The organism is Ruegeria halocynthiae (assembly GCF_900106805.1).
Taxonomy (GTDB): Bacteria; Pseudomonadota; Alphaproteobacteria; order Rhodobacterales; family Rhodobacteraceae; genus Ruegeria; species Ruegeria halocynthiae.
The window spans coordinates 1,420,162-1,444,526 of sequence record NZ_FNNP01000001.1; the positions used below are offsets into that span (position 1 = coordinate 1,420,162).

At 57.2% G+C, this 24,365-nt stretch carries 29 protein-coding genes and 1 other RNA gene; 18 read left to right on the forward strand and 12 right to left on the reverse strand.

The features are described from left to right. Positions 1-11: 11 nt before the first annotated feature. Positions 12-230 (forward strand): DUF1127 domain-containing protein, encoded by a 219-nt coding sequence (locus BLU89_RS07145; protein WP_074735583.1) that lies wholly within the window; start codon positions 12-14, stop codon positions 228-230. A 195-nt stretch (positions 231-425) separates the two neighbouring features. Then, positions 426-1,163, forward strand: a complete 738-nt coding sequence (locus BLU89_RS07150) for a Bax inhibitor-1/YccA family protein (RefSeq protein ID WP_074735585.1) — start codon at positions 426-428, stop codon at positions 1,161-1,163. Positions 1,164-1,424: 261 nt separating this feature from the next. On the opposite strand, the gene BLU89_RS07155 is transcribed toward BLU89_RS07150, so the two are convergent. The 5 genes from BLU89_RS07155 to rpmG form a co-directional block, all read right to left on the reverse strand. Continuing rightward, a complete protein-coding gene (locus BLU89_RS07155; RefSeq protein ID WP_143030520.1) occupies positions 1,425-1,961 on the reverse strand; it encodes a calcium-binding protein in 537 nt (178 codons plus the stop codon). Between the two features lie 109 nt (positions 1,962-2,070). Then, positions 2,071-2,349 (reverse strand): hypothetical protein, encoded by a 279-nt coding sequence (locus tag BLU89_RS07160; RefSeq protein ID WP_074735589.1) that lies wholly within the window; start codon positions 2,347-2,349, stop codon positions 2,071-2,073. Between the two features lie 360 nt (positions 2,350-2,709). Continuing rightward, the gene (locus tag BLU89_RS07165; protein WP_074735591.1) at positions 2,710-3,075 is read right to left on the reverse strand and encodes a hypothetical protein; all 366 of its coding nucleotides are present in this window, start codon (positions 3,073-3,075) and stop codon (positions 2,710-2,712) included. 388 nt (positions 3,076-3,463) lie between these two features. Beyond that, entirely contained in the window at positions 3,464-3,970 is a 507-nt protein-coding gene (locus tag BLU89_RS07170; protein ID WP_176797664.1) for a membrane lipoprotein lipid attachment site-containing protein, read from the reverse strand. A 226-nt stretch (positions 3,971-4,196) separates the two neighbouring features. Next, positions 4,197-4,364, reverse strand: coding sequence for a 50S ribosomal protein L33 (gene rpmG / locus BLU89_RS07175; protein ID WP_037309480.1), 168 nt, complete (start codon positions 4,362-4,364; stop codon positions 4,197-4,199). Positions 4,365-4,734: 370 nt separating this feature from the next. On the opposite strand from rpmG, the gene BLU89_RS07180 reads away from it, so the two are divergent. Further along, positions 4,735-5,067 carry a GYD domain-containing protein gene (locus BLU89_RS07180; RefSeq protein WP_074735595.1) on the forward strand — a complete coding sequence of 111 codons (333 nt, stop codon included), beginning with the start codon at positions 4,735-4,737 and terminating at the stop codon, positions 5,065-5,067. 6 nt (positions 5,068-5,073) lie between these two features. Here the strand turns inward: BLU89_RS07180 and rnpB are convergent. From rnpB to gatC, 5 genes are all read right to left on the reverse strand, one after another. Continuing rightward, positions 5,074-5,467, reverse strand: an RNA gene (gene rnpB, locus BLU89_RS07185) — RNase P RNA component class A. Between the two features lie 123 nt (positions 5,468-5,590). After that, a complete protein-coding gene (locus BLU89_RS07190) occupies positions 5,591-6,310 on the reverse strand; it encodes an N-acetylmuramoyl-L-alanine amidase (RefSeq protein ID WP_074735597.1) in 720 nt (239 codons plus the stop codon). Continuing rightward, entirely contained in the window at positions 6,261-6,968 is a 708-nt protein-coding gene (locus tag BLU89_RS07195) for an excalibur calcium-binding domain-containing protein (protein WP_074735598.1), read from the reverse strand. The genes BLU89_RS07190 and BLU89_RS07195 overlap by 50 nt, the downstream gene beginning before the upstream one ends. 40 nt (positions 6,969-7,008) lie before the next feature. Next, positions 7,009-8,496, reverse strand: a complete 1,488-nt coding sequence (gene gatA / locus BLU89_RS07200; RefSeq protein ID WP_074735601.1) for an Asp-tRNA(Asn)/Glu-tRNA(Gln) amidotransferase subunit GatA — start codon at positions 8,494-8,496, stop codon at positions 7,009-7,011. A 3-nt stretch (positions 8,497-8,499) separates the two neighbouring features. After that, positions 8,500-8,787, reverse strand: coding sequence for an Asp-tRNA(Asn)/Glu-tRNA(Gln) amidotransferase subunit GatC (gatC, locus tag BLU89_RS07205; protein WP_050602932.1), 288 nt, complete (start codon positions 8,785-8,787; stop codon positions 8,500-8,502). Positions 8,788-9,012: 225 nt separating this feature from the next. Between gatC and BLU89_RS21515 the strand changes: the two genes are divergently transcribed. The 3 genes from BLU89_RS21515 (at position 9,013) to BLU89_RS07215 (ending at position 10,655) form a co-directional block, all read left to right on the forward strand. Beyond that, a complete protein-coding gene (locus BLU89_RS21515) occupies positions 9,013-9,171 on the forward strand; it encodes a hypothetical protein (RefSeq protein WP_176797665.1) in 159 nt (52 codons plus the stop codon). A 153-nt stretch (positions 9,172-9,324) separates the two neighbouring features. Further along, a complete protein-coding gene (locus tag BLU89_RS07210; protein WP_074735603.1) occupies positions 9,325-9,888 on the forward strand; it encodes a DUF4202 domain-containing protein in 564 nt (187 codons plus the stop codon). A gap of 83 nt (positions 9,889-9,971) precedes the next feature. After that, positions 9,972-10,655 carry an SGNH/GDSL hydrolase family protein gene (locus tag BLU89_RS07215; protein WP_074735605.1) on the forward strand — a complete coding sequence of 228 codons (684 nt, stop codon included), beginning with the start codon at positions 9,972-9,974 and terminating at the stop codon, positions 10,653-10,655. On the opposite strand, the gene BLU89_RS07220 is transcribed toward BLU89_RS07215, so the two are convergent. Then, a complete protein-coding gene (locus BLU89_RS07220) occupies positions 10,636-11,289 on the reverse strand; it encodes a ceramidase domain-containing protein (protein ID WP_074735607.1) in 654 nt (217 codons plus the stop codon). The two genes, BLU89_RS07215 and BLU89_RS07220, sit on opposite strands and share 20 nt — an antisense overlap. 57 nt (positions 11,290-11,346) lie before the next feature. On the opposite strand from BLU89_RS07220, the gene BLU89_RS07225 reads away from it, so the two are divergent. Then, positions 11,347-12,039 (forward strand): metal-dependent hydrolase, encoded by a 693-nt coding sequence (locus tag BLU89_RS07225; protein WP_074735609.1) that lies wholly within the window; start codon positions 11,347-11,349, stop codon positions 12,037-12,039. After that, entirely contained in the window at positions 12,039-13,208 is a 1,170-nt protein-coding gene (locus BLU89_RS07230; RefSeq protein ID WP_074735611.1) for a M24 family metallopeptidase, read from the forward strand. Before BLU89_RS07225 ends, BLU89_RS07230 begins: the two co-directional genes overlap by 1 nt. Position 13,209: 1 nt before the next feature. Here BLU89_RS07230 and BLU89_RS07235 read toward each other — a convergent pair whose 3' ends face one another. After that, positions 13,210-13,662: a nucleoside deaminase gene (locus BLU89_RS07235; protein WP_074735612.1), complete on the reverse strand. Its 453-nt coding sequence runs from the start codon at positions 13,660-13,662 to the stop codon at positions 13,210-13,212. On the opposite strand from BLU89_RS07235, the gene BLU89_RS07240 reads away from it, so the two are divergent. The 10 genes from BLU89_RS07240 (at position 13,661) to BLU89_RS07285 (ending at position 24,351) form a co-directional block, all read left to right on the forward strand. Continuing rightward, a complete protein-coding gene (locus BLU89_RS07240) occupies positions 13,661-14,539 on the forward strand; it encodes a pseudouridine synthase (protein WP_074735614.1) in 879 nt (292 codons plus the stop codon). The two genes, BLU89_RS07235 and BLU89_RS07240, sit on opposite strands and share 2 nt — an antisense overlap. A 175-nt stretch (positions 14,540-14,714) precedes the next feature. Beyond that, positions 14,715-15,629 carry a 5-bromo-4-chloroindolyl phosphate hydrolysis family protein gene (locus BLU89_RS07245; RefSeq protein WP_074735616.1) on the forward strand — a complete coding sequence of 305 codons (915 nt, stop codon included), beginning with the start codon at positions 14,715-14,717 and terminating at the stop codon, positions 15,627-15,629. A 29-nt stretch (positions 15,630-15,658) separates the two neighbouring features. Continuing rightward, entirely contained in the window at positions 15,659-16,849 is a 1,191-nt protein-coding gene (locus tag BLU89_RS07250) for a toxic anion resistance protein (RefSeq protein ID WP_074735618.1), read from the forward strand. Positions 16,850-16,872: 23 nt separating this feature from the next. Then, positions 16,873-17,820, forward strand: a complete 948-nt coding sequence (locus tag BLU89_RS07255) for a DUF2927 domain-containing protein (protein WP_176797684.1) — start codon at positions 16,873-16,875, stop codon at positions 17,818-17,820. 22 nt (positions 17,821-17,842) lie between these two features. Beyond that, positions 17,843-18,991, forward strand: coding sequence for an SPFH domain-containing protein (locus BLU89_RS07260; RefSeq protein WP_074735620.1), 1,149 nt, complete (start codon positions 17,843-17,845; stop codon positions 18,989-18,991). A gap of 35 nt (positions 18,992-19,026) precedes the next feature. Then, positions 19,027-20,118: a TFIIB-type zinc finger domain-containing protein gene (locus BLU89_RS07265; protein ID WP_074735622.1), complete on the forward strand. Its 1,092-nt coding sequence runs from the start codon at positions 19,027-19,029 to the stop codon at positions 20,116-20,118. A 72-nt stretch (positions 20,119-20,190) separates the two neighbouring features. Further along, on the forward strand, positions 20,191-20,859 hold the full coding sequence (locus tag BLU89_RS07270; protein ID WP_074735624.1) for a nitroreductase: 669 nt from the start codon (positions 20,191-20,193) through the stop codon (positions 20,857-20,859). A 39-nt stretch (positions 20,860-20,898) separates the two neighbouring features. Further along, a complete protein-coding gene (dtd, locus tag BLU89_RS07275) occupies positions 20,899-21,336 on the forward strand; it encodes a D-aminoacyl-tRNA deacylase (RefSeq protein ID WP_074735626.1) in 438 nt (145 codons plus the stop codon). Beyond that, positions 21,336-22,439, forward strand: a complete 1,104-nt coding sequence (locus BLU89_RS07280) for a glycerate kinase type-2 family protein (protein ID WP_074735628.1) — start codon at positions 21,336-21,338, stop codon at positions 22,437-22,439. The genes dtd and BLU89_RS07280 overlap by 1 nt, the downstream gene beginning before the upstream one ends. A 325-nt stretch (positions 22,440-22,764) precedes the next feature. Next, complete coding sequence (locus BLU89_RS07285) at positions 22,765-24,351, forward strand: ABC transporter substrate-binding protein (RefSeq protein ID WP_074735630.1); 1,587 nt, start codon at positions 22,765-22,767, stop codon at positions 24,349-24,351. The last annotated feature ends 14 nt before the right edge of the window (positions 24,352-24,365 follow it).

The window sequence follows — 24,365 nt, forward strand, 5'->3', positions numbered from 1 at the left end:
GGGCAATAGTCATGACCTACCTAACCATCTCGACACCTCGTCGCGTCAAGGGCAAGGCAATTGGAACCCGCCTGCTTGACCTGCTGAGCCTTAGCCGACAGCGGCGCGCACTCGCTCAGCTTGATGATCGCGCGCTGGAGGATATCGGAATCACCCGTTCCGAGGCGTGTACCGAGGCCGCTCGCCCGGTCTGGGATGCGCCGGATAATTGGCACAAACATCTGTATTAATTAAAAAATACCAAAAACCTGGCGATTTCAACGAGCGAGTCGCCGGGTTTTTTGAACACTTCATGGAATTTGCTGACAGTTTTGCCAAGATTTGGGCTTAAAACCCTTGAAACGCGAGCCACACTCTCCGATATTTAATGGGAAACCGGCCTGTGATCGCAGGCTGCGAACAGAACATTGAAGGGAGACCCCCATATGGCACAATTCGACACGATCCGGACGGCATCCGGCGCGCGCGCTGCCGAGATAGACGAGGGCCTGCGCGCCCATATGAACAAAGTCTACGGCACGATGTCCGTGGGCATGCTGATCACCTTTGCCGTGGCATGGGCCGTTGGTTCCAGCCCGCAACTGCTGTCGATCTTCCGCGATCCGGTCACGTTGAGCCCGAATATCCTGGGTTGGATCATCATGTTCGCGCCTCTGGCAATGGTGTTCGGCTTTGGCGCGGCGATCAACCGCCTGTCGGCAGCTGGTGCTCAGTTGTTCTTCTATGCTTTCGCGGCCGTCATGGGCCTGTCGATGAGCTGGATTTTCGTTGCCTTCACCGGGGTCTCGATTGCGCAGGTATTCCTGGTAACATCGATCGCGTTTGCTGGCCTGTCGCTTTATGGCTACGTCACAAAGAAAGACCTGTCCGGCATGGGCACCTTCCTGATGATGGGTGTGATCGGTCTGATCGTTGCCATGGTCATCAACATCTTCCTGCAATCGCCTGCGATCATGTTTGCAGTGTCGATTCTGGGTGTCCTGATCTTCGCCGGTCTGACCGCATATGACACGCAGAAGATCAAAACGACTTATCTGCAGATGGCCCATGCGGGCGATCAGGAATGGCTGGGCAAAGCGGCCATCATGGGCGCGCTGAACCTGTATCTGGACTTCATCAACATGTTCATGTTCCTTCTGCAGCTCTTGGGGAACAGAGAATAAACCTGTTTCTTACCAAGCAAATATTTGTCCCGCTTAGCATCATGTTAAGCGGGACATTTTTTTGGTGCGATCACCTGATTGCCGGGCGCAGTCCTCTGGCAGACACCAAACAGTTGGCGTAAGAACGAATAGCCAGTCGAGTGTGCTGAGCAGCGATCGCCATTGTGCTCATGTGTTTGCCCCAGGCAGGGCATTTCCACCTGGGGCATCGGTTCAAATGAAAGCAAACACGTCGCCTTCAAGTTCGCCGACCCAAGTATTTCACAAGGTCAAGCTGTCATCTTCGTTGAACTCAATGACCGTGTTTTGACCCTCCTGAGAGGCATTGGCGATCACGTCATCGAAGTTGTCGAACCCTTCGATATCGATGGTGATCTGGTCTCCTGGATGTGACCAGAACCACCAGTCACAGCCCGGATCAAAGTTCCGGATTGCATCGCGACCGCCGTTGAACACAAAGTTGTCTGCGCCCCAACCGCCGTTCAGCCTGTCGTCTCCGTCGCCACCGTCCAGATCATCATGACCCCGGCCACCGCTCAAGCGGTCGTCACTTGTATCAACGTCAAGCTTATCGTTGGCCCAACCTCCATTGAACCGGTCATCGCCATCACGACCCAATAGGGTGTCATTGCATGTACCGCCTTTCAGTCTGTCGTCACCACCGGCACCCGACACGATGTCATCGCCACGATTGCCGCTCAGAACATCGCCATCCTCGGTAAGGAACGTGGTGTGCAGCAGGCCTGCTGAGACCGAAGTAATCTTGGAATCAAACCCTTCCGGCATTCTGACTGGCAATGGCGTTTTCGCGTCAAAGCCCGTCGCACCATTACCAAGCTAACCGACGACATTTTCACCTGAGGTGTAAAGAGTGTTCGTTTCGGCATCCAGGAAGACCGAGAAGTGATTACCCGCGCCTGCGGTCGATGCGCTTACCTTCATGGATGCCATTAGGTGTCACGGTGGGTAACCCGCCAGCGTTGTCGGAGGAAAACCAGACGGATGCCTCGCCCATGTCGTGCGTGTCATCGTCATTGTTCAGACCTACCAGGCGATAAACCGTGTCAGTCGTGCCGTCACCGGCGTAGACGGATTTGTCCGAGGCTTGATGGACAGTAAAGATATTCCCGGTTGGCGACGCCAGCCCGAACGCGTCTATTTCATCAAAAAAAGACGGTTGTTTCACTGCCGATGAAGCCGTTCCGTCTCTATTTATGTCCTGAAGAAGTAGATTCTGATCTATTCGCTAATCACTGACCAGCACACCATTTGGCGCGTGAGATATCAATCGAGCCATTCGTTTGACCCCCCCCAAAAAAAAGGTTGCAAATCTAACTTGCAGCCTCGCTGGGTTCAGAAGGGTGTTGGTGCTATCGCGGGATTATGTCCAGTGTTGCCCGAAGGTCTGTGAATAGTCAGAATAATCGAATGGCTGATTTACTTGACCACTGACACAGGTTCCTCAATTCCACGCCACAGTTTTTCTCTTGCCACGTTTTCTGGTTTCAGGTCGAACAATGGGTGAAAGTGCGGGGCTGTGTTACAGTCAGCCAAACCCCAAAGGTTGGGCGATCCAAGCTCTGATCCGTAGCCCAACGATATTGATGATCCCCACAAGCCGGATCGCATGGGCAACTATGGTATCCCCCATGTCGCAGCTCAGGCTAAAGGCACAGGACAGAGCCATACAGCTGCCACTAGGAATCAGAAAATCGCAGTGCCTAAGGTGTACCAAATCAAAATACACGACGATCTGACCCCTTTTTCCCTTTTCAGCAGGCTTGATCAGGCGACCGCTCAGGGCAAGTTGAGCAGAAGAGATAGATTTCTGATTGCGCACGATCCGCAGGGGAACCACGGTGTTGCGCATCAATTCACTGAAGCTGCTTTCACATGCCACTTCTGCAGCCATATCTTCGTACAATTTGTTGAGTGATATTTGTGAGAACCCGGCGATGATGCGATCATGCTCTGCATCTTTTCAGTCGGATATGTTGGCCGTTGCTGCCAGCGGTGTTGTCCATCACAATTCCATTGGGTTTTTCCGGCGGCGGAAATCTTTCAATTATCTTTGGCGCAACCGTCGCACTGGTCATGCTCGCCAATCTGTTTTCTCTCGAAGATTACATCTTGCGCTCTGCTAGACCCGACTAAACAACCTGTCGGGAAAACGCGGGTAATCGACGGGGTGCTGCTCCTGGTACTCTTGCTCGTGCTGAATGGCGTTGCTGAGACTTTTCAGATTAAAAAAGCCCCCGCCAATATGACGGGGGCATAATCAAGCCATATACGGACCGTGTTCAGCGACAGTTCAGCGGAACTGCAAAACCCGAACTACGCTCTGATGAACCTTTGCGGAACACATCACCAGCGGCCAGGCAGCCGGTGAAACGTTCTGTCTGAGCGCCAAAGGTCGATCCTATTGAGTTGTCGACTTTTGTGCTGTTGTTCTGCGTACGGAGCACCCCGAACAACTGGCCATTCACGCTTACCGTACTCAGGAATAGATTGGTGTCACTGCCCTCAAGCTGAACCGCATTCGTGTCCGTGCGACCGCCATTGTCGATTGCAACACCAGCGATCTTTTCATACTCGGATTTGTCCGAAGAGACTTGAATTGCCGGTAGCTTGGCGAGTTCCGCCGGAATGTTGGTTGAGGGCGGTTGAAAGGCCACCGCGCCTTTTACATCGGACACCGTGCGTGGTTCACCATCGATCCCGGTGAAACCAACGCCTTCGCGGTTAAAAGGGTCTTCGCAGGCTGACAACGTCAGAACAGCAAGAGCGGGCAACAAGATTTTTTTCATGGCGGTCAACATTTTGGAAAGATTACCTCAAGCGTAGCGGCAGGGTGCACAAAAAAGCAAGCCGCCCGGGCTCAGAACGGTCAACCGGCTGATGCGCCCTTGCAACGCCCGCGATGCGCGAATCGCAGGATCAGCGATGACATCAGGGTTGCGATTTACCTTAGACAACAAAAAAGGACCCTGCCTGTACAGAGTCCTTTTCAGATGTTCAGATCAAAAAAGCAGATTACTTAATCTTGCCTTCTTTGTACTCGACATGTTTCCGAACAACCGGGTCGTATTTACGAATGGTCATTTTCTCGGTCATGGTGCGCGCGTTTTTCTTGGTCACGTAGAAGTGGCCCGTGCCCGCGGTCGAGTTCAGACGGATCTTGATTGTCGTCGGCTTCGCCATGGTTATCTCCTGCGTCCGAAAAGGCAGGGGCCTTTCGGTTGAATCCTTATGAGCGTGCGCTTTTACCTGCTCGCGCGCCCAAGTCAACCGGATTCGCCGCGTTCGGGGAACAATTCCTGACACCGCTTCAAGAGCGAGCCATTTGATGAGCTCACGAGTCTGTGATAGGGTCGCCGTGACCGACAAGCCCGCTTTGCAGGCAAGGGCGATATCTGGCCGGTGCAATTATCCTGCCACCTACACCACTCACATAGTTAGAAATGCCCGGACACCCCGGGGTTCCCGAATTGCGCGCGTCTCGGCAAGCAATCTGGCCATGGAACCGGCCAGCCTGAAGGTTCCCGTAAAACAAACATAGTGGGGGATATTCATGCCTGTTTTCATTACCTATGCATCCTATTCTCATGAAGGCGTCAAAGGAATGCTGGCAAAACCAAAGGATCGAACTGGACCCGTCAGCGCGTTGCTGGAGAAAGTTGGTGGCAAGCTAATTTCCTTTTACATCACCACCGGAGGTAACGATGTGGTCGTTATCAGCGAGGTGCCAGACGGAACCGATGCTGTGGCGATCGGCATGGCCGTTGCTGGCACCGGCGCAGTATCGAAAATAGAAACCGTGCGCGCGTGGACGGCACAGGACTTTGTCACCGTTGCCGAGAAGGCCGCCGCGATAGGCGGAGCCTATACGCCACCGGGCGGCTAACTGGATATGCGCGGAGGGCCTGTAAGCCGGATCTTGTTCCGGGGTTGCCCCCTTCGATGACCATTCCTCTAGGCCGTGCATTGCTGCGCGGCTCGAGCTGCCAACCCGGTCCCTCTCGGCCAAGGCGAGCCTAGCGGCGGTATCGGTTCGCACCGACCGGCCCGCGCGGGGACCCTATTCGGCATTGCTCCCGGTGGGGCTTGCCGTGCCGCCGCTGTTGCCAGCGGCGCGGTGGGCTCTTACCCCACCGTTTCACCCTTACCACACGCGTGTGGCGGTCTGATTTCTGTGGCGCTTTCCGTCGGGTTTCCCCGCCCGGGCGTTACCCGGCACCGTTGCCTTGTGGAGTCCGGACTTTCCTCTCGGGTCTCGCGACCCCAGCGGCCATCCGGCCCTCCGCGCGAAGGCTGGGGTATGCGCTGGGGGTGATGACGTCAAGAGGAGAGGTCGTGAAGGGGCCTGCCCCTTCTTGGCCTGCGGCCAATTCAACCCCGAGGTATTTTTGGCCAGATGAAAAGGCGGATCAGGTCCAGAGGGCGGTGTGACCCAATGGCGTGAAATCTGCGGGCTCAAGCGGGCCTTTGGCCCATGGGCGATATCTTAAGCGGACAGAGGCAAGAAGTGTTTCGTCGTCGACGTCTGCAGTAAAACCTGCATCTCGGGCGAGTGCGCGGAACAGGTCTGGTTGTGCGTTTTGCGGGCCGTCATCACATCCTCGGCAGGCGGCAAATCCCTGGCGTTCCAACCGTTGCCAATCAAATCGAGAACCGGGGTCAAATTTACGTCCCGGAGCCATATCGGAGTGTCCGATCAAACCTTCAGAGGCGATAGACCAACGGCCCATGATATCTTTCAGAAGTTGCTCCAATTTCGACATCTGCAACTCTGAAAACGGGTGGTCGCCGCGATTGTCCAGTTCGATACCGATGGACCGCGAGTTTATATCATCCTTTCCATGCCACTCCCCTGCCCCGGCATGCCATGCGCGATCCTCCTCTCGCACCAACTGCCAAAGCCTGCCATTTCCCCCAATGAGGTAGTGCGCGGACACTTCGGCTGCAGGATCACAGAGACGCTCTATCGCTGTCGCCGCCTTACTCATCGCTGTGAAGTGCAAAACAATCAGCGAAGGCTTTAGCCCATCCCGGCGCGGGCCGAAATTGGGGGACGGATGCCAGATCGGCTGTGGTTGATCAGTTGTTGACGGCACTACGGAACGGGCTGGGATCCCAGGCGCAAGCATAACCATCGCCGTCCGGGTCCAGCCCCTTGCGGTCACGTTGCGGACCACCATTGGCCAGAAACTCGATCTGTGCCTGATCCGACGAGGCGAACTGTGCGCAGTTGCGCTGCGCCTTGGCCTCAAGGTTGAACCCTGCGCGGCTGTAAAGCTGCGTGCCGACCGGATTCGAGGTGCTCAGCGCGTATTGAACAATGTTTGGCTGCCCATCAGACCCGCGCTGCGGCACTGCAGTGGGTGCAACTACCTCATAGGTCTGCCGGTTTTGCTCAATCCGAGAAGCGTCAGCGTCGATGCTGCGGCGGTTCGAGACAGCCTCGAAATCCTGCTCGTCCGAGATACCGGAGTTATTGACCACAGGTGCCGCAGATGTCGGTTGGCCGGATGTGCCGGCTAGCGCGGCGGCAGTTTGGTTTGCAATATCGGCAGCACTGCCATCGTTGAGTGGCGGGACTGCCCCCGCCTCCCCTTGAGCAGAAAGCGGTTGCTGTGAAATCGCCTCGGGCGGCAGCAGCGGATTGCCGGACAGCCCCTGCCCGGCCAAATCAGCCTCACGCTGTGCCTGATACTCCGGAGTGTTAAACCCGGTTCCAGCAACTGGCGCGACGGTGTCGCAAGCGGCAATAAGCCCCATCGCGGGGATCAGAAGCGTTATACGCATTCGGCTGCTCCGTCTTCTTGTCGTTCTGCCAGTTTGAGGATTACCACCATTTGTTCGGTTTGGCCACAAACCCGGCTGCACTCTCGAGCGCATAGGCGGTGTTAAGCAATTCGCCTTCGTCCCATGGGCGCCCGATCAATTGAAGACCCAAGGGAAGCCCCTGCGCATCCAAACCGGCTGGTACGGAAATACCCGGAAGACCGGCCAGATTCACAGTCACCGTGAAGACATCGTTCAGATACATCTGAACTGGGTCGGCCTCGGTCATCTCACCCAGCCCGAAGGACGCAGAGGGCGTCGCAGGTGTCAGGATTGCATCGATACCTGCAGCGAAGACGTCTTCGAAGTCTTTCTTGATCAGCGTACGCACCCGGCGGGCGCGGTTGTAGTAAGCATCGTAGAAACCAGCTGACAGCACGTAGGTGCCGATCATCACGCGGCGCTGAACCTCGTGGCCAAAACCTTGGGCACGGGTCTTTTCATACATCTCGGTGATACCATCACCCTGCGCCAACTGCGCGCGGCGGCCATACCGAACGCCGTCATAACGCGCGAGGTTCGACGAAGCCTCTGCCGGGGCGATCACGTAATAGGCTGGCAGCGCGTATTTTGTGTGCGGAAGCGAGATATCGACGATCTCAGCCCCTGCATCCTTCAGCATATCGGCACCATCAGACCACAGTTTCTCGATCTCGGCGGGCATCCCATCCATGCGGTATTCCTTGGGGATACCGATCTTTTTGCCTTTGATATCGCCGGTCAGCATCGCCTCGAAATTCGGAACGGCCAGTTCGGCGCTGGTCGAATCCTTGGAATCATGACCGCACATCGTTTCCAGCATAATTGCTGCGTCGCGAACGTTCTTGGTCATCGGACCGGCCTGATCCAGCGACGAGGCAAAAGCCACGATGCCCCAGCGCGAGCACCGGCCATAAGTCGGTTTGATACCGGTGATTCCAACAAAGGCGGCAGGCTGGCGGATTGAGCCGCCCGTATCGGTGCCGGTAGCAGCAAGACACAGATCCGCCGCGACGGCCGAGGCCGACCCGCCGGACGACCCGCCCGGTGTCAGCTGTGCATCGTCATTGCCGCGCCGCCACGGGCTGACCGCGTTGCCATAAACCGAAGTTTCGTTGGACGAGCCCATGGCGAATTCGTCCATGTTCAGTTTTCCGAGCATTACAGCCCCGGCATCGGCCAATTGCTGCGATACGGTGGATTCGTATTCGGGCTTGAAGCCATCCAGAATCTTCGACGCTGCCTGCGAGGGCACTCCCTTGGTGCAGAACAGATCCTTGATGCCGATCGGTAGGCCGCACATTGATGGCGCATCGCCGCCTTTGATCCGCTCATCCGCCGCCTTGGCGCGTTCCAGCGCGATCTCGGGTGTCTTATGGACAAAGGCGTTCAGCGCGCTGGCATCGTCGATGGCTTTCAGGCAAGATTCAGTCAACTCGACCGAGGTCACATCACCGGCACGCAGAGCATCGCGGGCTTCGGCAAGACCCAGTTTGTTCAGATCGCTCATGTCTTACTCCACCACTTTAGGGACTGCGAAAAAGCCCTCGCGTGCATCGGGGGCGTTGGCCAGAACCTTGTCCTGCTGGTTCCCATCAGTGACCTCATCCTGACGACGCTTCAGGCGCATCGGCTCGACCGAAACCATCGGCTCGACGCCTTCAACATCCACTTCGTTCAATTGCTCGATGAATCCAAGGATGGTGTTGAACTCGGACGCCAGCGCAGGCAGCGCATCATCCTCGACCTTGATTCGGGCCAGTTTGGCCACCTTGGCGGCAGTGCTTTGGTCAATCGACATCGGAAAACCTCATATGCGTTAGGGGGCGTTTACCCGTCTGCCGCAGCACTCGCAAGACCGGCAGGTGGCAGACAGGTATTTCAGACAGCCGATCACGACCTGCCATGCAATTTTGAATGCCCGATATGCGAAAAAGTAAACCAATTAGTTCATTTTCATCATTGAAAAACTGAACCGAACTGTTCATTTCATGTATGCAACGCAGCAAGAAACCGGAGACACCCCATGAAAACTCTTTTGTCTGCCTTCATCCTGTCCACCCTGGTTCTGACCTCTCCCGCAGTGGCTCTGGGGATCGGCATGAACAATCTGACCCGAAACCTGAGCTTCCCCGAGCCTGTTTCGGAACCCGTGACCAAAGACCAAACCCAGGCAGGCAAGTAAGCCCGCCTCCTGCGCCGGATCGGTCCCCCCCTCCCGATCCGGCGCTTTTTGAATTTGACTGCTGCACCCCTCCTGACAAGTCGTTAGCATGATCTCAGATCAAACTCCGAACTGCCCGCCGGGTGTCGTTCGGACAAGCTAACGGAGCGGAAAATGAGCACACGCAAGCAAGCAGTTCTGGACGCGATTGACGCAGCAAATACACAAGATCCCAACAAAGAGGATGGTCAACCAACGGAGCTGCTTTATGGCCAACGCATGAGTGCAGAGCTTGACCGGCTATTTCCCGACGCATCGGATGCATTGCAAATTGCCGCTCGGGGTCAGCATGTAGAACGCTGGAAGCTGAAGCGCACCGAATACCCCGAGGGCCGGGCCGGGTATTTGGCCTGGCGCAAGGCACAGGGTGTGTATCACGCGGATGTTGTTCAAGGTTTCATGGAACAGGCTGAATACGGCGCGGACGAGATTGAAGCCGTCGAGCAGATGTTGCGCAAACAGGGGATCAAACGCAACACTGACGTACAGGCGCTTGAAGACGTGATCTGTTTCGTTTTCCTGAAATGGTACTTTGCACCTTTTGCCGCCAAACACTCCGCCGAAAAAATACAACGCATCGTCGAAAAGACCGCATTCAAGATGTCTCCCGGAGGCCGCGCTCGGGTTCTGGACGAGTTTGATCTGCCCGAGGCCCTGGCCGCAGCTTTCCGGGACTGACGCTCTTTGAGACTCCGTTAACCGCGTGTTTACCATTTCGCGGCTTTCTAAGCGGGTCGCAACAGCGCCTGGACAAATCAGCTATGAACAAACTGCTCCTTCTTGGGTGCCTTGGGGTTCTTCTTGGTTGTCAGGAGATGCCCGCTAGCACGCCAGATGCCAAGGTCATCGCGGTCGGCGATTCCCTGATGGCTTGGAACGGCACGTCCGGAAACTCGATCCCGGATGTTGTCGAACGGTCAATCGGCGAACCTGTGCTCGACCGCTCGGCATCGGCGGCCTGGTTGCAGACGGGATTTGATGCCGATGGCGCGCCCGATTCCGGTGTGCAAGCCCAGTTCGTGCCGGGAGAATGGGATTGGGCGATTGTAAACGGGGGCGGCAACGACCTGATGTTGGGATGCGCCTGTATGAGATGTAGCGGCGTCATAAACACCATGATCTCGAAAGACGGACAATATGGTCAGGTGCCCGATTTTCTGCGCCGGATTCGCGATGGGGGCACACAGGTCATCTATGTCGGCTATCTGCGCAGCCCTGACCTGATAACACCCATTGAGCATTGCAAGGGAGAAGGTGATGAGTTCGAGGCCAGGATCAAGAGATTGGCACAGAAAGAAGCTGGGATAACCTTTGTTTCGGTGCAGGACGTCGCGCAACCGGGCGACCCCTCGTATTTCTCATTTGATCTGATCCACCCCTCGCGCAAATCCAGTCGCATCATTGGGGAACGGATCGCTCAGGTCATCAAGCAGCCACGGTCCTGATCGCCCGCCGATACACCTCGATCATCCAGCCCAGCATGATGGCGTTCAGAATATGCCACATGAAGTGCGTGCCGATGGGTAAATGCCCGCATATCGGATCATCCAGCGCCCGGAAGGTGATAGAGGCGATCAGGATACCCGCCCCAATCGCCAGCTCTCGCGCGGTATCGGGCGTTTTCTGGCGCAGCATGAATGCGTATATCAGAATCAACAGAGGCACTGGTGCATAAGCCGAAGAGCCGCCAAGCCCCGGCACCATCTGGAACACCGGGATTGTCAGCGCGGCAAAAGGGATGAACAGCGCGGTCAGACCAAGCGCGTATCCGGGGCGCATCTCCCAGACATCGCGGTTCACTGCATATATATAGACGAGGATGAACAGCAGGATCGGCGCCGTATCCGCAATCGCAGCCCAGACCTGAGCATGGGTGTGAAACAGATAGCTGCCAAGACCGATCATTGCCAGAATGACAACCAGTCCCATCGCCAGCGGCATTCCCCGCCCGCGCACTCTTCGCCACATGATAAATGCCGCGATTAGAAACGCCGCGTTGGTGGCGGCGTTGATCGGCTCGGCCCAATAAGCAGGCAAGAGCCGCTCGCAATAGCCGTCAATATACTGCGTCCAGTCCATAGATTTTTACATAGCCGATGCTAGGCTGGCTCCAAGCGGAAAATGGGAGGATTTATTATGAATATCATTTGGCTGGGTCACGGCAGCTTTCGCATCGAAACTGCAGGGCAAGTTCTACTGTTCGATCCCTGGCTAACGGGAAATCCAACATTACCCGAAGATCAACATGATGCGGCTGTTGCGGATGCGACGCATATTCTGCTGACTCACACCCATTTCGACCATGTTGTTGATATCCTGCCGCTTGCCAAGCATCTGAATGTGCCGGTGGTTGGGCAGTATGACCTGATGGGATACTGGGCCGAGGCCGAGGGCATCGAAACCGTCGGGTTCAACAAAGGCGGAACAGTAGAATTGAACGGGATCAAAGTATCGATGGTGCCTGCCTCTCACAGTTCGACTTTTTCGACCCCCGATGGTCTGCGCACAGGCGGAACCGAGGTCGGGTATATGATCGCGACCGAAGGGCACATGGTATATGTCTCGGGCGATACCGACATCATGGCGGATATGGAATGGATGGGGGATTACTACAAACCCGATATCGGCATCCTGTCATCGGGGGGTCATTTCACCATGGATATGAAAGGCACCGCTTATGCGGCCAAGCGGTACTTCGATTTCAAGACGGTGATCCCCTGCCATTACAAGACCTTTCCGATTCTCGAACAATCAGCCCAAGCGCTGGCTGATGGGTTGCCCGGTGTCGATGTGATCGAACCCGAGGTCATGCAGGCGATTGTGCTCTGATGCCGGCCTCGGATTTCAGCGCTCAGGAATACGCCGATCGCATTGGCAGAACCCGTGTCGCGATGGAACAACGGGGGCTTGATGTATTGCTGATCACAGACCCGTCGAACATGGCATGGATCACCGGCTATGACGGGTGGAGCTTTTACGTCCCGCAAATGGTCATCCTGCCTGTCAAAGGATCGCCGCTGTGGTGGGGGAGGACGCAGGACAAGGCCGGAGCGGCACAGACCACCTGGCTGGATACATCGGATCTGCTGGATTGGCCCGAAGAACACGTGCAGCATCCGGATCACCATCCGGTCGATTCCCTGGTTACGGTTCTGCAGGACCGCGGATGGACTTCGAGTTTGGGCGTCGAGATGGACAATTACTACTACTCGGCCGCCAGTCACCGCATTCTCGAACGCGCTTTCGGAGTGCTGACGGATGCCACCGGCCTTGTGAACTGGCAACGCGCCGTCAAAAGCAACGCCGAGGTCGATATGATGCGCAAGGCGGGGCGGTTGACCGCGCATATGCACGAAGTTCTGCGCGGGGCGTTTCGCGAAGGACTGCCCAAGAATCAGCTGGTCGCCGAGGTACAGGCCGCTGGCATCGCCGGGCTACCCGGGCTTGCAGGGGACTATCCCGCCATCGTTCCGATCGCGCCTTCGGGCGCCGAGGCATCGGCCTCGCACATCACGTGGAACGACAGGCCGCTCACAGTTGGCGAGGCGACCTATTTCGAGATTTCAGGCTGTTATCGCCGCTATCACTGCCCGGCAAGTCGCAGTCTGTTTCTGGGCAATCCCTCCGATGACATTCGTCGCGCCGAGACGGCAGTGCTGCAGGCCATTGATGACGCCTTGTCTGCCGCGCGCCCTGGTGCGACCTGCGAAGAGGTTGCTGCCTGCGTCTATGACAGCTTTGCCCGCGCTGGGTATGTCAAGGCCAACCGAACCGGCTATCCGATTGGTCTGAGTTATCCGCCCGACTGGGGCGAACGCACCATGAGCCTGCGGCCCGGAGACACCACTGAGCTGCAGGAAAACATGACCTTCCATTTGATGCCCGGTCTGTGGACCCCGGATTGGGGCATGGCCATCACAGAAAGCTTTGTGGTCACGGCTGCAGGTGGTGTGCCTTTGGCTGACATCCCGCGTGAGCTGGTTGTGAAACCGGCCTGATCTAGTCGCGTTGCGCGGCAAAGAACTGTTTCAGCAGCGCGATAGCCTCATCTGCGGCGATCCCGTCATAGACCTCGGGGCGATGATGCGCTTGCGGATGCGAAAAAACCCGCGCACCATGCGCCACGCCACCCGATTTGGGATCGGACGCGCCATAATACACCCGCCGGATGCGAGCGGCAGCCAGTGCGGCGGCGCACATGGCGCAAGGCTCCAGCGTCACATAGAGATCGTGATCCGGCAATCGCTCCGATCCGGCAGATTGGCAGGCGGCGCGCAGGGCCAGTATCTCGGCATGGGCTGTGGGATCGCGCAATTCGCGGGTCCGGTTGCCAGCCGCCGCGACAACCCGCCCATCAGGCCCGATGATGACGGCGCCCACTGGCACCTCTCCCCGATCCGCTGCTGTTCGCGCCTGCTCGAGCGCCAGTTTCATATGCGATCTGAACTCCATGCCTTTGACTGCCTCAGAAACCTGCCTTTCGCAAGCCACCGGGATGCGCTATGGCCGGGGGATGAGCAATACTCCTCCTCCTGGCGACCGGATCGCCAAAGTGCTGGCTCGCGCCGGCGTCGCCTCGCGCCGCGAGGCCGAACGTATGATCGAAGCCGGTCGTGTCAGTGTGAATGGTAAGGCGATCAGCAGCCCGGCGCTGAACGTGACCGCCAAAGACAAGATCACCGTCGACGGCAAACCGGTGTCCGAGCCCGAACCATCGCGCCTGTGGCTGTATCATAAGCCGTCGGGTCTGGTGACAACGGCCCGTGACGAAAAGGGGCGCGCGACGATCTTCGACAAACTGCCTGAAGATATGCCGCGGGTCATGAGCGTGGGCCGTCTGGACCTGAATTCGGAAGGGTTGCTGCTGCTGACCAATGACGGCGGCATCAAACGCAAACTCGAACTGCCCTCGACCGGCTGGTTGCGCAAGTACCGCGTGCGTGTGAACGGGCGCCCGAAGGACGAGGATTTCGAACCGCTGCGCAAGGGGTTGGTAATCGAGGGCGAACGGTTCCAACCGATGACCGTCACCCTGGACCGTCAACAGGGTGCAAACGCCTGGCTGACCATCGGCTTGCGTGAAGGCAAGAACCGGGAAATCCGCCGCGCCATCGAAGATATCGGTTATGTGGTCAACCGCCTGTTGCGAGTCTCGTTTGGCCCATTTCAGCTGGGTGATCTGAAACTCGGCGAGGTCGAAGAAATCCGTCGCCGCGTCATGCGGGACCAATTGGGGCTAGAGGCTGAGGATGGCGACAAGCCTTCTGCAAAACGCCCATCCCGGCCTCAACGTAAAAGGCCCTCGGTCGGCAAGAAACCTCGCAAGTGATGCGGGTTATGCAACCTTCCCCCTAGCGCCAAGCCCTCGCATCGCCTAAATTTTCTGTGTCAGCGACAGTTGGGGGGCAAGATGTCCGGGACCGGAGTGCAAAAATTGGCCTATGCAGCGCTGCTGGTGCTGCTATTTGGCGTCTGTACCGGCTTGCTGGGGGGCTTGTAGGGGCATGGCCAAACGGTTCGGTGGAAAGTTCAGCCCTCAGGACGCATCTGCAGATCAGGATCCCTCGTCGCGCGGGCAGTTTGACAGAGCCCGGGTCGAACCAGCAGGCGCGCGCGCAAATCTGCTGTTTCTCCCCGCAGTTCCATTGGTGTTCTTGTCTTTGAACGACGGTGCGATCGGTATGACGATCGGTCTGGTCGCTGCAGGCCTGCTGACAGCGGCGGCATTCCTGTTGCGCGAAGGTCTGCGTGCCGAAGCCGCGTACAACGCAAAGCGCACAGCCCGCCGACCAGCCTTTCCCCGCAAGATACTTTCCAGCATCCTGACCGGCCTTGGCACAGCTTTGACCTCGTATCGCACTGAAATTCTGGATGCCGAAACCGCAATACAAGCCAGCCTGCTGGCGCCGATTTTGTTTGGCACCGTCGCCGCTGCGCTGCATTCCGTCTCCTTTGGCCTCGACCCGATGAAGGACAAAGGCATGGAAGGAATCGACACGTTCCAGCAGGACCGCGTGGCACGTGTTGTCGAAGATGCGGAAACTCACCTGAGCCAGATGACAGATGCAATCAAACGGGCTGGCGACCGAAAGATCGAATCGCGTGTCGAGCGCTTTCAAGACACCGCCCGTGATCTGTTCCGCACGGTCGAGGAAGACCCGCGTGATCTGGCGGGTGCGCGAAAGTACCTGACGGTTTATCTGCAAGGGGCACGCGATGCGACAGTGAAGTTCGCAGATGTCTACGCCCGCACGCGTGATGCACAAGCGCTCAAGGACTATTCCGCGCTGCTGGACGATTTGGAACAGAACTTCGCGGCACGAACGCGAAAAATGCTATTGGATGACCGCAGTGATCTGACGGTTGAAATTGATGTGCTGCGCGACCGGCTGCAGCGCGAAGGCGTCCGGTTGGATTGACCGGCCAATATGTGAGCGAGGATTACTCCATGTCCGATGACATCAAGAACAAAGCGGTCGAAGCCGAGACGCTGGTACAGGAAATCACGGCCGTCGCCCTGCCCGAGCCACAGGCCGATATTGTCCTGCTGGAAGAGGCCGACGAACCCGTTGGTGCCGAAATCCGCAAGCGGATGGGTGAAATCGACATGGGTGACACCAATTCGATTGTCTCTTTCGGGTCTTCCGCTCAGGCGGAACTGCAGGAAATCAGCCAGTCCATGCTGGCCGATGTGCGCAATAAGGACGTTGGCCCCGCCGGGGACAGCTTGCGCAACATCGTGACGACGATCCGAGGATTCTCGGTCAGTGAACTGGACGTGCGCCGCGAACGCAGCTGGTGGGAGAAACTTCTGGGCCGTGCCGCGCCTTTTGCAAAATTCACGGCGCAATTCGAGAACGTTCAAAGCCAGATCGATCGGATCACCGACGATCTTCTTGGGCACGAACACACCCTGTTGAAAGATATCAAATCGCTCGACCTGCTGTATGAAAAGACGTTGGAGTTTTACGATGAATTGGCGCTGTATATTGCAGCGGGTGAGGAAAAACTGACCGAGCTTGACAGTCACGACATCCCAGAGAAAGAGGCGGCTGTCCAGGCCGCTCCCGAAGATCAACAGGTAATGAAGGCGCAGGAATTGCGCGACCTTCGGGCTGCACGTGATGATCTTGAGCGTCGTGTGCATGACCTGAAGCTGACTCGTCAGGTGACGATGCAGTCTCTGCCGTCGATCAGGTTGGTACAGGAAAACGACAAATCGCTGGTCACCAAAATCAACTCGACGCTGGTCAACACCGTGCCGCTTTGGGAAACGCAGCTGGCACAGGCCGTCACCATCCAACGCAGCGCCGAAGCCGCAGCTGCCGTGCGCGATGCCAATGATCTGACCAATGAATTGCTGACCTCGAACGCGGCCAACCTGCGCGAGTCCAACAAGATGATCCGCGAGGAAATGGAACGTGGTGTCTTCGACATCGAAGCCGTGAAACAGGCCAACGCGGACCTGATCGGTACAATCAACGAAAGCCTCGCCATTGCCGACGAAGGCAAGGCCAAACGCGCGGCAGCCGAGGAAGATCTTAAGAAGATGGAGGCCGAACTGCGCGACACACTCGCCTCGGCCAAGGCGCGACAGGACGGGATCGGCGACAATGCCGGAACTGCCGTTCCCGGGTAAAGGGAACAACGCGCGTGCGGCCGATCTTCAAAATCAATACTGTGGTGTTTGGCCTGTCGCTTCTGGTTCTGGCCAGCTGTGATGAGGTTTTGACGACCTCCGCCGTGCCCGAACCCAGCCCGGCGCAGCCGCAAGCGCCCAGCAACGCCTATGTCGCGCCCTCTGCCGCAAGCCTGGATTTGGCGCGATATTATGAGAGGGTGCAAAACGATTTGCTGACCCGTGGGTTGTTCCGCACGGATGGGGGTGGCCCCGACACGCCATATGACGCGGATGATCTTGCGCGTAATTTCGAAACGATCGCATTCTTTTCTGAGTACCCCGGGCAAGGTATCTCGACAGGTGCACGCCGCGCCGACGCGCAGCTTAGCCGTTGGTCTGGCGCGGTTCGAATCAAACCCGAGTTTGGCCCCTCGGTCGCACCTGACGTGCAGAAACTGGATGCCGCTCAGATCGATGCCTATGCCAGGCGCCTGACCCGTTTGACCGGCCATCCTGTATCGACCGTGGGCCGCAACGCCAATTTCCACGTCTTTGTCGCGGGCGAAGACGATACCGAATATGTGCAGACACGGCTGAGACAATTGATCCCCGGCATCGGGCAAGCCCAGCTTGATCTTTTTGATAAGCTGCCAAAATCATTCTATTGCTTCGTCTTCGCCTCTGCCTCAGGCGGATCGCCGCAAACCTATACCAGTGCAGTCGCTCTGATCCGGTCCGAGCATCCCGACCTGGCGCGGCTCAGCTGCGTTCATGAAGAGATTGCGCAAGGGCTGGGACTGCCGAATGATAGCCCTTCGGCCCGGCCTTCAATCTTCAATGACGACGACGAGTTTGCCCTGCTTACAAGCCATGACGAGAAACTGCTGACCATTTTGTACGACCCGCGCCTGAAAGTGGGGATGACCGCCGACGAGGCACGCCCCGTGGTCCGTATCATTGCACGCGAATTGATGGGGCAGTCGCTCTGACCCCCAAGACAGGAGAAATTCAATGGGAATTTTTGATTTTCTGACGGGCGAGTTCATCGACGTCATCCACTGGGTCGATGACACCCGCGACACCATGGTCTGGCGATTTGAGCGCGAAGGACATGAGATCAAGTACGGCGGCAAGCTGACCGTCCGCGAAGGTCAGGCTGCAGTGTTCGTGCATGAGGGGCAACTGGCGGACGTGTTTACACCGGGTCTCTATATGCTTGAGACCAACAACATGCCGATCATGACGACCTTGCAGCATTGGGACCACGGCTTTCAGTCGCCGTTCAAGTCCGAGATTTATTTCGTCAACACGACCCGGTTCAACAACCTGAAATGGGGCACCAAGAATCCGATCATGCTGCGCGACCCCGAGTTCGGGCCAACGCGCATCCGAGCATTCGGCACCTATACTATTCGGGTCAAAGATGCGGCCAAGTTCCTAGTCGAGATCGTCGGCACCGATGGTGAATTCACCATGGACGAGATCAGCTTTCAGATCCGCAACATCATCGTGCAAGAATTCAGCCGCGTCATCGCAGGGTCGGGCATTCCGGTCCTGGATATGGCGGCTAACACCGCCGATCTGGGCAAGCTGATCGCGGCTGAGGTTTCACCTGTGCTGGATGGGTATGGCCTGACCATGCCTGAATTCTATATAGAAAACATCTCGCTACCTCCTGCAGTCGAAGCAGCTTTGGACAAGCGCACATCAATGGGTTTGGCGGGTGATCTGGGCAAGTTCACCCAGTATTCCGCCGCCGAGGCAATGACGGCGGCGGCCAACAATCCCGGTCAGGGCGGGGGTATGGGTGCGGGCCTTGGCATGGGAATGGGCATGGCGATGGCGCAGCAGATGTCGAACATGGCAGCGCGTCAGCCAAGTGGCCCGTGGGGCAGTTCCACCCCCGCTGCCCCGCAAGCCTCAGCGCCTGCGGCACCACCACCCCCTCCACCGGTTGAGCATGTCTGGCACATTGCAGTAAGCGGACAGACCAGCGGACCATTCTCCAAGGCAAAGATGGGTCGTATGGCAACCGATGGTGAGATCACACGCGATACCCATGTCTGGACGGCTGGTCAGGACGGCTGGAAGAAGGCGGGCGAGGTACAGGAACTTGCGCAGCTATTCACCATCTTGCCGCCTCCGCCACCCGGTGCGTGAACTGGTAGGCAGCAATCAAAGATCGGGTTTCTGTAATGGCTAATGACGGACACCGCTTTCCCTGCGAACAATGCGGGGCGGATTACCGGTTCAATCCTGATGACGGAACGCTTACCTGCAATCACTGCGGTCACTCCGAAGCCATCGGCGCCGGCCCCTGGGGAGGGGCCAGTTTACGTGAACTGGATTTCGACACCGCCATCGCGGATCGCCTTCCCGATAGCGAGATCGAAGAGACTCGTGTTCTCACCTGCCCGAACTGCGCGGCACAGGTCGAGTTCGATCCAAATACGCATTCGGCCGAGTGTCCCTTCTGCGCTACCCCTGTCGTGACCGATACCGGTGTAAGCCGCCATATCAAACCACGCGGTGTTTTGCCCTTTGCCCTGGATGAACGTACAGCTCACAAAGCGATGAGCGATTGGTTGGGGCAGCTTTGGTTTGCGCCCAACGGGCTGAAAGACTATGCCCGCAAAGGTCGCAGGATGCAGGGCATCTATGTGCCCTACTGGACTTTCGATGCCGATACCAAGTCGAGTTATCGGGGCGAGCGCGGAGTGGTCTATTACGAAACCCGCACCGTCATGCGGGACGGTAAACGCGTACAGCAGCAAGTTCCCAAGGTGCGTTGGTCGCCAAAATCCGGTCGCGTGGCACGGTTTTTTGACGATGTTCTGGTGTTGGCATCTCAATCTCTTCCAAAAACCTATACGGACGCGCTGGAACCCTGGGACCTGCCTGCGCTTGAACCATATCAACCTGAATATCTCGCGGGCTTTCGGGCCGAGGCTTACACTGTTGAATTGCAAGATGGATGTCAGGAAGCGCGCGCTCATATGGCACGGGTGATTGAGCGTGATGTTCGGTTCGACATCGGCGGAGATCGCCAACGCATTCATGCCGTCGACACCGAAGTGCGCGATGTCACATTCAAACACATTCTCCTGCCAGTCTGGATGGCTGCCTACAAATACCGAGGCCAGACATATCGCTTCGTGGTCAACGGCCGGACCGGTCGCGTTCAGGGTGAGCGTCCCTGGTCCGCGATCAAAATCACCATCGCCGTCATGTTGGGGCTGCTGGTTGCGGCTGGTGTCGGTTATCTGGTTGCAACCGGGCAGAAATGACACCGGCACGACCTCTTGCATATAGCCGCCCCCGGACCCATCCTGCGCAGCGTGAATGGAGGGAGATGCGATTTGCACCTTGACGCTTTGAACGCTCTGTTGACCGGACGACATTCGTGCCGCGCGTTCCGATCGGACCGTATTCCCCGTCCGCAAATTGAACAAATCATAGCCAACGCAATGCGGGTTCCAAGCTGGTGCAATGCGCAGCCCTGGAAAGTTGTGGTAACCTGCGGAGCTGAAACAGACCGGTTTCGAAAGGCGTTGCAGCACGAGGCCGCACATGCCGCCCCTGCCCCCGACCTGCCATTTCCATCCGGGTATTCGGGGGTTTATCAGGATCGCCGCCGCGCCTGCGGCTGGGCACTAAATAATGCGGTCGGCATCGAAAAAGGCGACCGCGCTGCCTCGGCGCGGCAGATGATGGAGAATTATGCTCTGTTCGGAGCACCACATTGCGCCATACTGTCATGCCCCGCTGAGCTGGGCCCTTACGGGGCGATGGATTGCGGAGGGTTCGTGACCGCATTTGCGTTGGCGGCACAAGCTCTGGGCGTGGCCTGTATCCCACAGGCAGCGGTCGCGGCTTACGGCCCGTTTCTTCATCGGTATTTCGAGATTTCAGATGATCGTTTGATCCTGTGTGCAATATCGTTCGGATATACAGACGAGGATCATCCGGCCAACGCTTTCCGGACAGAGCGCGCCGCACTGGAGGATGTTCTGGACTGGCGCGAATAAGCCGATAAACACACCTACAAAGCGGAACGGGACCTGCATATGCGAGCGTTGCTTCAAAGAATTTCCAATGCCTCGGTTACAGTCGATGGCATCGTGATCGGACAATCCGGCCCAGGGTTGATGATTCTGATCTGTGCGATGCATGGTGACGGAGAAGCCCAGGTCTCGCAACTGGCGGAAAAGATCGCAAAGCTTCGTATCTTCAAGGATGACGCCGGAAAAATGAACCGCTCGATATTAGATATCGGAGGCTCGGCACTGGTGGTGAGTCAGTTCACCCTCGCAGCCGACACGTCACGCGGAAACCGGCCCGGGTTTTCCGGCGCAGCCCCGGCGGCAGAAGGCCGGAAGCTCTACGAGGCATTCGCGCACAAACTTGCGGCTCAGGGCATTCCGGTCGAAACTGGTGCCTTTGGGGCAGACATGGCAGTAGAACTGGTCAATGACGGACCCGTCACAATTTGGATGGAAAGCTGATGCAGAGGTCTCAACTGGTTCAGGATATCTGGCGCGCGGGGGTTGCCGCGGTTGATGGTTATCACGCGACACATGAGGCTATCCAAACGATTGAACGGCCAGACCAGGTTCTGGCCGTGGGCAAGGCCGCAGGTGCCATGGCCCGTGCGGCAGCCGAGCGTTTCGAAACCGTGCCCTCTCTGGTCGTTACCAAAGATGGCCACGGCCATAACCTGCCGGCACATGTTGTTGTTCTCGAGGCCTCGCACCCTGTTCCCGATGCCCGCAGTCTCGCAGGAGGGCGTGCTGTGCGCGAAACGATCGAGAGCATGAAACGCGAAAGCAAATTGTTGCTGCTGGTTTCGGGCGGCGCGTCGTCGCTGGCCGAGGATCTGGAACCCGGAAACACTTTGGGTGATCTTGCAGCCCTCAACCAGCGCTTGCTTGGTGAAGGGTTGGATATCGCCGCTATGAATGCGGAACGGCGCAAGCTGTCGCGGATCAAGGGAGGTGGTCTGTTGTCGTTCTTCCCGGGAAAGAGCGTGACCGTTCTGGCGATTTCGGATGTACCCGGGGATGATCTGGGCGTGATCGGCTCTGGCATCGGATCGCTGCCCGTCTCACCGGGTTTTACGACCCGGACCTCGATCATCGCATCGAACGCCCATGCCCGTGACGCTGCGGCATTGGCAGCCAGTCAGGCTGGACTCACCATCCTTGCGAACGAAGAAACGATGCACGATGACTTCCTCTCGGTCGCGGCCCGAATAGGAGATCGGCTACGCTCCATGCCGACAGGGGTCATGGTTTTTGGAGGAGAACCGACCGTCGTTCTTCCCCAGAGACCGGGGCGCGGCGGGCGCAATCAGGCTCTGGCGCTTGCTCTGGCGCGCGAGATTGCCGGGCAGCCGGATTTGACCGTGATCGTTGGCGGTACCGATGGCACGGACGGGTCAACGGATGCGGCGGGCGCAATCATTACTGGCGAAACATGGGGAGAAGATGCTCAGGATTATCTGGATCGCGCTGATAGCGGCAGTTTCCTCGACAAGGCAGGCGCTCTGCTGGTCACGGGGCCTACAGGCACTAATGTGATGGACCTCATGATTGCGATACGCAGCTGACTGTCATTTCGGCATACGCGCTGTGCTGATAGAATCAACAAAGCGCAAAATCGAGCGTTTGGCATATGTACTCTAAGTTCGGGCGAAAGGTGATCTGACACCAGACAGAATTTTCGCTCGCGCCAGAGTAAGTAGCTATTAAAATGAGGTTTTGAGTATTCCAAGGACCACAAAGAAGCCTTGCCATGCGGCCAAAGGTGGGTTTCCCTTCTTTTATCAAGAGATTTTCACTTGCCCGCCGCCCTGAAATACCCCTAAGTTGACTCATGCGTCAATAAAAAGTCCGCAAACGGGCTGAACATCCAACCAACTGGGAGATCTATGGATGAACGAACAACTCACTCACATGTCGAAGCAGGTCACAGCCGGAAAACTGACCCGCCGTGAATTCATGGGTAAAGCAGCTGCTTTGGGTGTCTCTGCGGCCATGGCCAGCACCATGTTTGCGAATGCAGCGCGCGCAGCGGGGCCGAAAAAAGGCGGCGATCTGAAATTCGGCCTGCAAGGTGGTGAATCCACAAACTCGCTGGACCCGGCAACCTATGCAAGCTCGGTCCCGTTTCAGAATGGCAAACAGTTCGGCGACCAACTCGTCGAGGTCGCGCCAGACGGCACGATCGAGCCACGTCTGGCAGAAAGCGTTGAAGGCAGCGCAGATGCCAAGGTCTGGACCTTCAAGCTTCGCAACGGGGTCGAATTCCACAACGGCAAGACCATGACCAGCGAAGATGTGCTGAAGACCATGGAACGTCATTCGAACGAAGACTCAAAGTCCGGTGCCCTTGGCATCATGAAAGGCATCGAGTCTATGAAGGCCGATGGCGACAATTTCCAGGTCACTCTGAATGAGCCAAATGCCGACCTGCCGTATCTGATGGCCGATTATCACCTGATCATTCAGCCAGACGGTGGTATGGACAACCCTGCAGCCGGTATCGGGACCGGACCGTACAAATTGGAAGTTGACGAACCGGGCGTCCGCCACTTGTTCACAAAGAACGAAAACCACTGGAATAGTGATTTTGGCAACTTTGACAGTGTTGAAGTCGTTGTTATCAATGACGCAACGGCGCGTACCGCGGCGCTGCAATCCGGTCAGGTGCACGCAGTCAACCGTGTGGAACCCAAAGTTGCCGATCTGCTTGGGCGCGCACCAAATCTGACCGTGAACTCGACCGCCGGCCGTGGTCACTACGTCTTTATCATGCATTGCGACACGGCACCGTTTGACAACAACGAACTGCGCACAGCGTTGAAATACGCAATCAACCGCGCAGATCTGGTAGACAAGGTGCTGCGGGGCTATGGCTCGATCGGGAATGACATGCCGATCAACTCGGCCTATCCACTGTTTGACGAAACCATCGAACAACGCGAATTCAGCATCGAAAAAGCCGCTGAGCACTACAAGAAGTCCGGCCATGATGGTTCGCCGATTATCTTGCGTGTAGCCGATGGCGCCTTCCCAGGTGCCGTAGACGCCGCAGCACTGTTTCAGCAGACCGCTGCGCAGGCTGGTATCCCGCTGGAAATTAAGCGTGAACCGAACGATGGGTACTGGTCCGAAGTCTGGAATGTTCAGCCGTTCTGTGCGTCGTACTGGGGTGGCCGACCTGTACAGGATCAGATGTACTCGACCGCGTATCTGTCGACCGCCGACTGGAACGATACTCGGTTCAAGGTTCAGGCGTTCGATGACATGTTGTTCGCGGCAAAGGCGGAACTGGACACCGAAAAACGCAAGGGCATCTACAGTCAGATGGGCCGGATGGTCCGCGACGAAGGAGGCCTGATCTGCCCGATGTTCAACGACTTTGTCGAGGGTATCAGCAACCAGCTGGATGGTTGGGAATCTGATCCGACACAAGAGATGATGAACGGCAACATTTCCCGCAAAATGTGGTTCGTTTAAAACGGGCTACGGAT